The sequence below is a fragment of the Pseudomonadota bacterium genome (genome assembly GCA_039193195.1).
Lineage (GTDB): Bacteria > Pseudomonadota > Gammaproteobacteria > Steroidobacterales > JBCBZW01 > JBCBZW01.
This window is the reverse complement of sequence record JBCCWS010000079.1, coordinates 1-11,368: the sequence shown is the minus strand read 5'-3', so window position 1 is coordinate 11,368 and position 11,368 is coordinate 1. Positions and strand designations below refer to the sequence as shown.

Annotated in this window: 9 protein-coding genes; 5 read left to right on the top strand and 4 right to left on the bottom strand. The window is 64.6% G+C overall.

Going from position 1 to position 11,368, the window contains the following annotated elements; genetic code table 11:
* Positions 1 to 299: 299 nt before the first annotated feature.
* Together AAGA68_26650 and AAGA68_26645 are read right to left on the bottom strand one after the other, a co-directional pair.
* The gene (locus tag AAGA68_26650) at positions 300 to 2,399 is read right to left on the bottom strand and encodes a CRTAC1 family protein (protein MEM9388649.1); all 2,100 of its coding nucleotides are present in this window, start codon (positions 2,397 to 2,399) and stop codon (positions 300 to 302) included.
* Positions 2,400 to 2,796: 397 nt separating this feature from the next.
* Entirely contained in the window at positions 2,797 to 4,683 is a 1,887-nt protein-coding gene (locus AAGA68_26645) for an ATP-binding protein (protein ID MEM9388648.1), read from the bottom strand.
* 283 nt (positions 4,684 to 4,966) lie between these two features.
* Here AAGA68_26645 and AAGA68_26640 point away from each other — a divergent pair, with 283 nt between their 5' ends.
* The gene (locus AAGA68_26640; GenBank protein ID MEM9388647.1) at positions 4,967 to 5,419 is read left to right on the top strand and encodes a hypothetical protein; all 453 of its coding nucleotides are present in this window, start codon (positions 4,967 to 4,969) and stop codon (positions 5,417 to 5,419) included.
* Between the two features lie 13 nt (positions 5,420 to 5,432).
* On the opposite strand, the gene AAGA68_26635 is transcribed toward AAGA68_26640, so the two are convergent.
* Both AAGA68_26635 and nhaC read right to left on the bottom strand, forming a co-directional pair.
* The gene (locus AAGA68_26635) at positions 5,433 to 6,320 is read right to left on the bottom strand and encodes a M23 family metallopeptidase (protein MEM9388646.1); all 888 of its coding nucleotides are present in this window, start codon (positions 6,318 to 6,320) and stop codon (positions 5,433 to 5,435) included.
* Positions 6,320 to 7,843, bottom strand: coding sequence for a Na+/H+ antiporter NhaC (gene nhaC / locus AAGA68_26630; GenBank protein MEM9388645.1), 1,524 nt, complete (start codon positions 7,841 to 7,843; stop codon positions 6,320 to 6,322). Before nhaC ends, AAGA68_26635 begins: the two co-directional genes overlap by 1 nt.
* 258 nt (positions 7,844 to 8,101) lie before the next feature.
* On the opposite strand from nhaC, the gene AAGA68_26625 reads away from it, so the two are divergent.
* Genes AAGA68_26625 through AAGA68_26610 form a run of 4 tightly spaced genes read left to right on the top strand, consistent with a single transcriptional unit; the run spans position 8,102 to position 11,232 of the window.
* Positions 8,102 to 8,380, top strand: a complete 279-nt coding sequence (locus AAGA68_26625; protein MEM9388644.1) for a hypothetical protein — start codon at positions 8,102 to 8,104, stop codon at positions 8,378 to 8,380.
* A 36-nt stretch (positions 8,381 to 8,416) separates the two neighbouring features.
* Positions 8,417 to 9,526 (top strand): MBOAT family O-acyltransferase, encoded by a 1,110-nt coding sequence (locus AAGA68_26620; GenBank protein MEM9388643.1) that lies wholly within the window; start codon positions 8,417 to 8,419, stop codon positions 9,524 to 9,526.
* Positions 9,501 to 10,631 carry a hypothetical protein gene (locus AAGA68_26615; GenBank protein MEM9388642.1) on the top strand — a complete coding sequence of 377 codons (1,131 nt, stop codon included), beginning with the start codon at positions 9,501 to 9,503 and terminating at the stop codon, positions 10,629 to 10,631. The genes AAGA68_26620 and AAGA68_26615 overlap by 26 nt, the downstream gene beginning before the upstream one ends.
* A gap of 28 nt (positions 10,632 to 10,659) precedes the next feature.
* Positions 10,660 to 11,232, top strand: coding sequence for a hypothetical protein (locus tag AAGA68_26610; protein MEM9388641.1), 573 nt, complete (start codon positions 10,660 to 10,662; stop codon positions 11,230 to 11,232).
* The last annotated feature ends 136 nt before the right edge of the window (positions 11,233 to 11,368 follow it).

Below are 11,368 nucleotides of genomic sequence, written 5' to 3'. Positions count from 1 at the left end.
TGTGTTGAACAGTGCACCCTGCGCTGTGGTAACGTCGTCCATTGGAAGGTCTTTTTTGTGTCCGAAAGTGCTGTGTCGTAACACCTTTCTAACACATCGAGGGCCTTCTTCTCTTTTGGCTCATGAATAATCCAGGCTAGTGGCCTGTCCCAGCAGTTTCGAAAGTGCTGAGCGAGCCCTTCATCGACGATCTGCGCGTTGCACTTCCTCGCAGTGGCTCAGGCCATGACTCGTCAGCGCGCCTTCATCTCGCCGACGAATGACTCGCTCATCACTCCCGAAACTGCTGGGACAGGCCACTAGTGCTCGCTCGCCCAGGCGAGGATGGCGCTCGCGCGCATCGCCCGCACCTGGGCGGGGCTGATCACCGCTTGCGCCGAGAGCGCCGCGAGCGAGCTGAGCACACATTGGCGATAGGTGGCGAAGTCGATGTCCTGGGCCGCGAAGTCGCAGGGGATCTCGGGGAACACCAAGGTGCGATTGGCCGGCACCTGGTACCAGCGGTTGCGTACGCCCCCGGGCCACAGCACGTCCACGATGCCCGTCGCCGCCTCCCCTAGGCCGAACCCCAGCAGCGGGCTGTTGCTCGACGCGTAGCTGCTCCCCGCTTGGGCGGGCAAGGTGACCGGTCGGCCGTCGCGTGGGCGCAAGGTGACGACGGCGCCGACGCCGTCTCGGTTCACGGTGCCCGCAGGCGTGATGCCGCGGGTGCCGAGCAGCCGCACCTTGATCCAACCGTTGCCGTTGCCGTCGTTCAGCTCCACCGAGAGATCGCCGTCCGCGTACTCGACGTCGGCGAACTCCCACACGCCGTCTTCCCCGGTGGGTAGGAAGGTCTGGGAGAACACGGCGTCGTCGAAGGGCGAGCCGTAGTCGATCGGATAGTCCGTGAGCGGCAACGGCTCGGCCAGGACGAGATTGGAGACGGAGACGATATCCGTGAAGCCGTTATTGTCGAGGTCGCCGACGGCCACGCCCTGGCCGTTGCGGCGGGCGTGGTCGGTGGTGAAGGCGGACGCGTCGGCGAAGGTGGCGCTGCAGCCTTGGTTGCTAAGGAGCACGCCGTCGTTGCTCGCGTCGACGCGCGGGCCGATGTCCATGCCGCCGTGGTAGACGATGTCCTGATCGCCGTCGTTGTCCGCGTCTAGGGCGGCGGCGCCCCAACCGAACGGTGTCGCTAGCAGATCACCCACGCCGGGGTCGGCGTAGGTGCCGTCCTGGCGGCGCAGGAACCAGCGCGAGGCGGAGACGCCGCGCGGTACCCCTACCTCCTGGCTGAAGTAGTCGCCGACGTTGGTCACGAACATGTCGAGGGTGCGGTCGCAGTTGTAATCGGCGAAGGCGAAGCCCATCCAGCCGCCGATGACGTCCGTGCCGGATGCCGTGGTGCGGTTGAGAAAGTGGCCTGTGCCGTCGTTCTCCCAGATTTGGATCAAGCCACGGTCGACACCGCCGAGGAAGGACAGGGGCACGGCAGCTTGATCATCGGCGTGGACCAGATCGACGTCACCGTCCTGGTCGATGTCGACCAGGGCGATGGCCCAAGTGATGGTGGGCTCGCCCGGGTTCGGCGGGGTGAAGCCGCGGGTCTCCTCGATCCCCGCGCTCACGCTCACGTCCTCGAAGCGACCCTCGCCGAGATTGCGGTAGAGCTGGTTGTGATCGTTGAGGGCGAAGGCCTCGCGTTCGATAGGGAACTGATGTTCGAAGCCGCAGGTCATGCCGCCGAGGTCGTCGGGCGCCTCGACGCAGGCGGACCAGGCGTTGGCGATGGCGATATCGAGCAGTCCATCGTTGTCGATATCACCCATCGCACACGCCAGATGAAGACGCGCATCACCGTCGAGTCCGGACGCCGCGCTGATGTCAGCGTAGGTGCCGTCCCCCTCGTTGCGGAAGAGTCGATTGCCCTGCGCCGTGCCGAGCACGAGGAGATCGGGGTCACCGTCGTTGTCGATGTCACCCGTGCAGACGCCGCTGCTGTCCTGGGCGGACGCGGCGACGCCGGCAGCCTGCGCCACGTCGATGAACGTCGTCTCGCCGGCGTCGACCAGTTGATTCTCGAACAGGCTGTTGGGCGCGTTGGGGCCGTTGGTCACGTACACGTCGAGATCGCCGTCCCCATCGTGATCGAAGACGGCCACGCCCGGGGCGCCGCGCGACTTCATCGGGGTGAATGGGATGTCCTCGGAGAGGTAGCGATCGCGGGCTTTCAACGTGTCGAACAACGCGTCGCGGGCGGACGGGGCGCGACGGTAGGAGAGGCCGGATGCGGGCTCGCGGGCGATGTCTTCAAAGGTCACTTGGCCAGCGGCGACGGTGGCGTGCGTACCGAGCAGTACGGCGGCGGCACCGAGCGCGACAAGATGGGGCTGAGCGAGTTGCTGAGGGAATCGCATGGGGCACTCTCCAGGTATCGATAGGACATAATATAAGCGTATCCGGCAGTTTTTGTGAAGTGTTCCGACGAGCGTCACGCGCGCAGAGATCGGCCCGTTTGCCGCGCTGCAGTAGTCGTTAGGTGAGACGTACTAGTAGTCGGTCAATTTCAGTGCTAGCTTGAAACGAGTCTGCTAGCGCAAGGATGCGCTGAAACATGTCCCAGGGAGGCTCAAGGGGGTACTGCTGCCTTCCGCTAGTGTCCTGAGTTAGAAGTTCGTTGATGAATTCGCGGCACCTTTTCGCCCCTGAACACGTTGCTCCTCCTCCCGTGGGGCCTGCCACGCTCGTCGTCGCGCCGCGCTCAGGGACAAAAACTCGCGTGCGAATTAGTCAACGAACTTCTAACTCAGGACACTAGGGAGCAGGCGAGCACTTCGCGCCGGCGTCATCGTCGTCCGCCAACGCCGCCGCCACGGCGTCCAACAGCTGCTGGCGAGAGAACGGCTTGGGAATGCTGATCGCACCCTCGGGAATTTTCGAATGCCCTTCCAGTAGAGGTGCCGCGTAGCCCGACATGTAGATGGCTCGAACGTTCTCGTGACGCTGTCGTACCGCTTCCGTCAGGGCGTCTCCCGACATGCTCGGCATCACGACATCGCTGAGTAGCAAGGTGGGCGGTGGGGTGCCGCCATCGAGCCGCTGCAACACCTCGCGTGGATCACCAAAGCTCTCGACCGTATGGCCGTGGCCGCGCAGGATGCCCTCGACCAGCAGCCGAAGCATGGGCCGATCTTCCACCACCCAAACGTTCGCCAAGGGTGGTGCCGAAGGCCGAGCGTCTCGCACTGTCGTCGTCGTCGCCTGCGGATCCTTGCGGGGCAGCGAGACTAGGAAGGCGGATCCTGCGCCAAGCTCAGAGCGCGCGGTCACGACGCCGCTATGCCTCTCCACCACCGTGCGCACGCTGGCCAATCCGAGGCCGGCACCAGTCTTTCGGGTCGTAAACAGTGGCTCGAAGATCCGCGCCAGCGTGTCCGGGGCCATCCCGGTACCGTCATCTTCCACCTCGATCTGCGCCCGCTCACGGTCGCCTCCTACGCTCAGCTGAATCCGCCCGCCCGGCTGCACCGCGTGGGTTGCATTCATGACGAGGTTGCACAGCACCTGCTGCATGCGCCGTGGATCGATGTCGACCCACATCTCGTGGGTCGGTGGCCGGATCGTGAAGCGTATGTTCTCTGGCACGATGGAGCGCAGCAGCGGCTCGGTGTCTGCCAAGAAGGCGCCGAGCTCGTCTCGCGCGAGGGCGAGGGGCGAGGCGCGCACGAAATCCAATAGTCGGTAGGCGATATCGCCCGCGTACTCCGCTGCCTGCAGCATGGCCTGGCAGGTGGCTTGCGTCGCGTCGCCCTGGGCACGGTCAGCCAGCAGGCTCGCGCTACAGGTGATCACCGTCAATGCATTGCTAAGGTCATGGGCGACGGCTGCGGCGAGCTGTCCCGCCGCACCGGCCTGGGAGACGTGCTCGAGTTGCTCGCGCAGCGCATTGACCTCCTCCTCGAGTGCGACCAGGCGCGTGCGGTCGACGGTCACGCCAACGATGAGCGCTGGCCTGCCGTCCGCCGTGCGAGCGACCACTTCCCCGCGATCGAGGATGTGCTTGATGCTCTGGTCCTGATGCGTCACCCGGAAAGACGCGGCGTACTCGCCCTGGGCGTAGGCGCGCGAGAAGGCCTCGCCGAGGGCCTGCTGATCCTCCGGGTGGACGTGGTCCTGGATCCAGGTGAGGTTCACCGTGCCAGGGGTCATACCGATTAACTCGTAGGAGCGTGGCGACCACCAGAAGTCCTGCGTGACCGCGTCGTAGCTCCACAGGCCGCAGCCATGGCGCTCCAAAACGCGTCGGTAGGCAGCTTCGATGGCGTTGGGCTCAACGGCCGGGTGGGCTTCGCGCAGCGTGACCAAGACCCCGCCGTCGGCGGACTTTGCGGCGAACAGCTTGACGTGGGCGTCGTTGGGCCGCGCCACTTCCACGGCGTGCTCGTGGGTGGACTTCAGCTGCTCGCGAACCGTTTGCAGAGCGGTGACCAGCTCTCTGCCCAGGGCATCCTCAGTCCAGGCTTGCGGATCATCGGAGAGGCCATAAAAGCTGCGCGCTCGCGCGTTGACGTAGGTGATGCGCCCTGCAGCGTTCAACATCAGGGCGCCTGCGTCGAGGCAGTCCAGTGCGTTCTCGAACTGGCAGCTATGTTGGCCTGCGCCGCCTGGAGCAGCGCGGCGCGAAGAGCACGTCACGAGCATAGGAGGGTACCGAGGGGGCATGAGCGAGGGTGCATGTCGTGGTGGTATCACGGCGGCTCGCTCCCCTCAAGGTCAGCTGTGTTTGCTATCCATGATTTCGCTAGGCGCTCAGCGCTAAATAGTTTGCGCGCAATCTTATTGCCGGTGTCAGGTCGCGGTAGGCGGGCATCGTGCCGAGCATTCAACCCGGTCTTTACGCTTACTTGCGTAGGCGGGCCGTTCCTCAACATAGGCGCTCCTAGACTGAGCAGAATCCACCACCCAGTCGGTCAAGGAGTTTCCTATGTTCCCCGAAGCACACCTCCCCCGCGCGCCCCAGAGCTTCCAGCCTGATACGGCGAAGAGCAGCGCCGGGCTATGCGTTCTCGGCCTCGTGATCTTGGCACTCGTTGCACCCCCTCCCGCGAACGCAGCGGCGGGTGATGATGATGACCCCACACCCGATTGGCGGTCCGTCTCGGCGCTGACGGAAAGTGAACACAGCCCCTGCGACGGCGGCACGCCGTTGGCTCTGGCGCACGCCGATCCTCACATGTCGCTCGGTGTTCGTATCGTGCACTTAGGCGCTGTCGAGGCTGATGCTGCGCTCACCCTGAATCCGAGCGTATTCCTCGTCCTCGTATCGGCGGACGGACGCAGGGTGACGGCCGTTTGTGATGGTATGCGTTTGTTCGAGGTGGCGTCGCCAGCCGCGCCAGCCGCCGTAGCGCACGCGCACGCGGACGCAGGGGACTAGCTCGCCCCGTGGGTCAGTCCGTACAACGCCGACGCGGCGACACCACCGTCGTCGCATCCAGCAGGCGATCGCGCCACTTCAAGGACCAATGCAGGTGAGGCCCCGTCACGCGCCCACTCATGCCCACTTTGCCGATGGGGTCTCCCTGGCGCACGCGCGTGCCGGGCGCCACATCCACGGAGGACAGGTGCATGAGAGCACTCTCGAGGGATTGCCCGTGGTCGATCAGTACCAGGCCGCCCTCGAAGAACATCCCTGGCGAGGCGAGGCGCACGATGCCATCGGCCGGGGCGCTGACCACGGTGCCGATGTAATTCATTGGGTTCATACCATCCGGCGCGGCCACGTCGACACCCGAATGGGGTCGGCGTGGGTTGCCGTTGATGATGCGCCGTGAGCCGAAGGGGCTTGAGATGCATCCCGCCACGGGCCACTCGAAGCGACTCACCCACATGGCCTCCGCGCTGCGCTCGGCGCGGGCGCGCTGCTTGACCTCCCGGTCAGCGGCGATCTTCTCGAGATCTGCTGGGAGGTAGGGGTTGACCTTGCGCTCGGCCACCGTGATAGCGCTTTCGCGCCAGCCTTGGGGCGCGACGTCGAACACGATGGGTGCCTCGGCCTCGCCTGACGGCGTCGTGAGCTGAAGCTCGGCCCTGGGGCCGTGGTCGCGATCGAAGCCGATGACGAAGCGCCCGCCATCGTCCAGGGCGAGGTCGTAGCGCGAGGTCTCTTCGCCCTGCGCATTGAAGCTCACCAGTCGCGCGGTGCTACCCGGGTCCGTACGGCCGAAGATCAGGCTGCCCTGGCGGGCTTGGCCATCGAGGACTAGGGGATCTGCGTGGGCGATTGCGTTTAGGGCCGCCAGGAAAAGGCTGGCGACTGGCGCCAGGGCCGAACGCATCAGGCGGTGCCGACCGCCTGCGTGCCCGCGTCCGCTTCGGTGTCCGCCGTGGCGCCTTCGCGTTCCGCCGGATCGATCTTGGTGATGGTGAAGCCGGTGTAGCCGTACACGGCTGAGACGAAGGGGCAGATGAGGTTGAAGAAGGTGAAGGGCAGGTAGGCGAGGGTGGCCACGCCTAGGGTGCCCGCCATGTAGGCACCGCAGGTGTTCCACGGCACTAAGGCGGACGTGAGCGTGCCCGAGTCCTCCACGGCGCGGGACAGGTTTTTCGGATCAAGACCGCGGCGCTCGAACTCCGCGCGATACATCTTGCCGGGCAGCACGATCGCCATGTACTGGTCCGCGGCCAAGATGTTGATGCCGATGCAGGTGCCGAGCACGGCGGTGATCAGCGCTCCGGTGGACTTGGCGGCCGCCAGTGCCGAGCGCACCAGGCGCTCGAGCATGCCGCCGCGCTCCAATACGGAGCCGAAGGTTAGGGCCGTGATGATCAGCCAGATCGTGTTCAGCATGCTGCCCATGCCGCCCCGGGAGAGAAGGGAGTCGACGGTCTCGTTCCCGGTGTTGGCGACGTAGCCGCTGGAGAGGGACACCCACACGCCCTTGAGATGCGCCATGCCCGTCGACAGGCCCTCTGTGTCCGCTCGCGCCAACACGAGCTGGGGCTGCAGGATGACCGCCATCACGCCGCCGAGCAGCGCACCTATCATGATCGTTGGGAAGGCGGGGAACTTGCGCAGGGCGAGGGTCAGTACTACCAGCAGTGGAATCAAGGTGAGGATCGAGAGGTCGAAGGTATTGGCCAGCGCCTCGGTGGTGGCCTGGGCTTGGGAGTCGCTCAAGTCCGATGACTGGCCAAGGCCGATGAGCGTAAACAGCACTAGGGCGATCATCAGCGAGGGCACGGTGGTCGCGGTCATGTGGCGGATGTGGGTGAAGATGTCCGTGCCGGCGACGGCGGGCGCCAGGTTGGTGGTATCGGATAGGGGCGACATCTTGTCGCCGAAGTAGGCGCCGGAGATCACGGCACCGGCCGTCATCGCCGGTGACAGGCCGAGGCCAGCCGCGACGCCGATAAGGCCAACGCCCACCGTGCCCGCGGTGGTCCAGGAGCTGCCGATGGCGAGGGCCGTCACGGCGCAGATCAGGCAGCTAGCGGCAAAGAAAACCGACGGGTTCAGCAGCTTCAGCCCATAGAAGATCATCGACGGTACCGTGCCCGAGAGCATCCAGGTGCCGATCAGGGCGCCGACGGCAAGCAGGATCAGAATCGCTCCCATGGCCGTGGAGATGCCCTTGATCACGGCCGCTTCGATGTCCTTCCACGTGTGGCCGTGGCGCACGGCGATGATCACGCCGATGCCCCCTGCGAGGAGCAGGGCGATCTGGTTGGCGCCGTAGGAGGAGTCGGAGCCGAACAGGTACACGGAGGCGGACAGCAGCACGATCAGTACCAGCACGGGCGTGGCGGCCTCGAGCAGGGAGACGGGCGTGATGGTAGGGGCAGGGGCTTTACTATTCATCGGCGCATCGTAGCATCCGATCGCGACAAGGGACGTTTCGCGCCGTGGCGCAGTCTTGGCCCATGCTCCCTGTGTCGACCAAGGAGCGAGCTCGGTTTGGCGGTGTGCCGGTCGCGTTGCTGTTTCGGTGTAAGCTCTAAGCCTGCGAGGCGCAGTCCCACGCGCGACAAAGCGTGGCCCTGCGCGCGCACTCGCCCTGACGACGACGCCTTCGCGGCGACTGCATATCGGGCCTTCGACGACACGCCTGGACGCCCGATGCTCTTCAACTCGCTGACGTTTCTTGTCTTCTTCGCGGTCGTGTTGGCCGTGCACTACTCGGCCCTCGCCTGGACGGGCAAGAAGGCCAGCCTACTGATCGCCAGCTATCTGTTCTACGCAGCGTGGAGTCCGCCCTTCGTGCTCCTGCTGTGGCTGTCTACGGCGGTGGACTGGCACGTAGCCCGCCGCCTGCACGGCGAAGTGCGGCCCCGCCGCCGTCTCGCCTGGCTGTGGCTGTCCATCGGCGTCAATCTCGGCGTGCTCGGATTCTTCTAATACGGTGACTTTCTCAACCAGAATTGGGCGTTACTCATGCAGGCCGTGGGCATCGACTACACGGCCCCGGCGTGGAGCATCGTGCTGCCAGTGGGGATCAGCTTCTACACCTTCCAGACCATGGCCTACTCCCTGGATGTGTATCTGAAGCGAGCAACGCCAGGCAAATCGCTGTTGGATTTCGCCCTCTTCGTCACGTTCTTCCCCCAGCTGGTGGCGGGGCCCATCGTGCGTCCGACGCACCTGATGCCCCAATTTGCTACTCCCCACCTGGCCACCCCGCGACAGCTAGGTTGGGGCGTGAGCTTGATTGTGCTTGGCCTGTTTCAGAAGGTAGTGATTGCAGATACCTTGCTCGCGCCGTCGGCGGACAAGGTATTTGGGGCCAAGGAGGCCGTGAGTTTTGTCGACGCCTGGCTGGGCACGCTCGCCTTCTCGGGCCAGATCTTCAGTGATTTCGCGGGCTACTCCACCACTGCGATCGGCGCCGCCATGTGCCTCGGCTTCTCCTTGCCGAATAACTTCCGCTTCCCCTACGCAGCGATTGGATTCTCCGACTTCTGGCGCCGCTGGCATATCTCGCTCTCCACCTGGCTGCGCGACTACCTCTACATTCCACTAGGCGGTAATCGCGCAGGCGTCTCCCGTACCTACATCAACCTGATGCTGACGATGCTGTTGGGAGGGCTGTGGCACGGCGCGGCGTGGAACTTCGTGGTTTGGGGCGGATTGCACGGGTTGTACCTTGCAACGGAGCGCTTCCTCCGCGCCCATTGGGGTCACATCGACATCGCTCGGACGCTGGCGTTTCGTGTCGTGATGGCCCTGCTGACCTACCTGCTGGTGAATGTGACTTGGGTGTTCTTCCGAGCCGCTGATTTCGCCACAGCCTGGCGCTTGCTGGGCTCGATGAGCGGTTTCGCGCCGGCGCAGGCGGCCACGCCCTTGCCAACGCTCTACATCATAGAGGTGCTCGCCGTGATCGTGCTCATGGTCACCGTGCACTGGCGTATGCGCGACCGCTCCTTGGAGTCGGTAGCCGCGCGTACGCCGCCCTGGCTCCTCGTGGTGAGCCTGGCGAGCATGCTCTTTTTCATTGCGATCACGCAGGGGTCCGGCGATGCCTTCATCTACTTCCAGTTCTGAGACCTCACGGCGGGAGATCCCCGACCGACCGTGGGGGCGGCTGCTCGTGTGGGTGCTTGTCGTCACGTTCCTCGCCTTGACGGGATGGGAGTTGCTGGCCCGACGGATGCACCACCTGCCCGGCAGCCTTGGCTACACGCGAGATGCCATGTGGGCCCGGGAGCGCGCCCAGCTGGACAAGGCAGATCACGGAGTGCGTATGGTGATCAGCGGCTCTAGCCGCATACTGTTCGCAGCAGATCTCGACCTTATCGAGGCGCGCATTGGGGCGCGCCCGATTCAGCTGGCGATCGAGGGCACGGGACCCGCGCTGTACGTCAAAGACATTGTTGAGAACACGGACTTCGATGGCTTGATCTTGATCGGCGTTACGCCCTTCCTGTTCAATCGTTTGGACCAGGGTTTTCTGGGCGCGGGTGCACTCGAATGGCAAGCGGGTGTAGGCCCCTCCAAGCGCATCGACTGGCAGCTGCACGAATTCCTGGCGCAGCGCCTCGGTTTCATCGACACGGCCTTCGATCTGCGTGCCTTGCTCGATCATTACACCTACGAGTGGCTACCAATTCGCGAAGGCGCAGAGAACCTGCAGGCGAGCGACGAGTGGAAGCTTGGGGACACCTTCGCTGATCGGCAGACCAACATGTGGCCGCCGGTCGAAGTGGAAGGGAGCTTCGACAATAGGCAGATGACGGCCTTTTGGTCGCCGGGCCTGCAGCGTCCCAAACCAACGCCTGAGCGATTGACGGAGATGGTAGAGGAGGCGGTTGTCTTCTTTGCGCCGGTGCAGGAGCTGCTGCGCGAGCGAGGGGGGGATTTGGTGTTTGTGCGTATGCCGGGGAGCGGTCCCTACGAAGCGTACGACACATCCGCCAACTTCGACGAACAGATCTGGGCGCCCCTCATCGAGCGCCTGGGCGCCGTAGGCATCAACTCGATGGACTACCCGAGCCTGTCCACCGAGCTGGAGATTCCCGAGTGGTCGCATCTGTCCCGAGCCAGTCAGGATCTGTGGTCGCAGCGCTTGTTCGATGTGTTGGAGCCGGTGTATCTGCAGCTACGGGGGCGAACTCTCACCGAGCTAATGAGTCTCACCCCGAGGGATTGAGGCGACGTTGAAAGGAGTACCCAGGGCCATGGTGAACTGGACCAAGCGATATCATTTGGCGGCGATCGCCCTAGTAACGAGCAGCGTGTTGGCGGCGACAGACGCCATTGGCGGTGAGGTGCCGGATACGCAGCGTCTGCGCGAAGCACTCGCCGCCCTCGTGGGCGAATGGCGTGGCTCACTCACCTACATCGACTACGGCAACGGGAACGAGTACGAGATTCCCCTGGCCACGCGCCATGTGCCCAACGCAGATCGCACAGCCCTCGTGTCCTGGAACGCGTATACGGATCCAGGGCACATCGTGCACACGGTGGACGTTCTGGCCGTTGACGAAAGTGGCGAGGTGGTGACCATCGCGGGGTTCCGCGATGGGGAGGCGACGGTACTGGCGTTTCGGGTGCTGGCCTTCGAGAGGCTGGCAGACGGCTGGCGGCTCGTGCTCGCTCGGGAGGGGCTCGACGACGGGCGCCAAGCCGCGATGACCCGCAGCCTCGAGTTGGAGGGCGATCGCTTCGTCTCGCGAAAGCGGGTGCGATTCGCTGACGAGGAGGCATCCTTCGAGCGCAATCGGGTGCAGCTCGAGCGCGTAGAGGGCTAGCCTGCTTTATTCATGAGGTGTGGCGTTGAGCCCCTGAGATGAGATCGTAGGGCGTTGACCGCAGCTGAGCGAGTGCCTGTGAGGCGTTCTCAGGGTTGAGGCCGGCGTTTTCCGAGTGTTGGGGTCGCTCATGCAG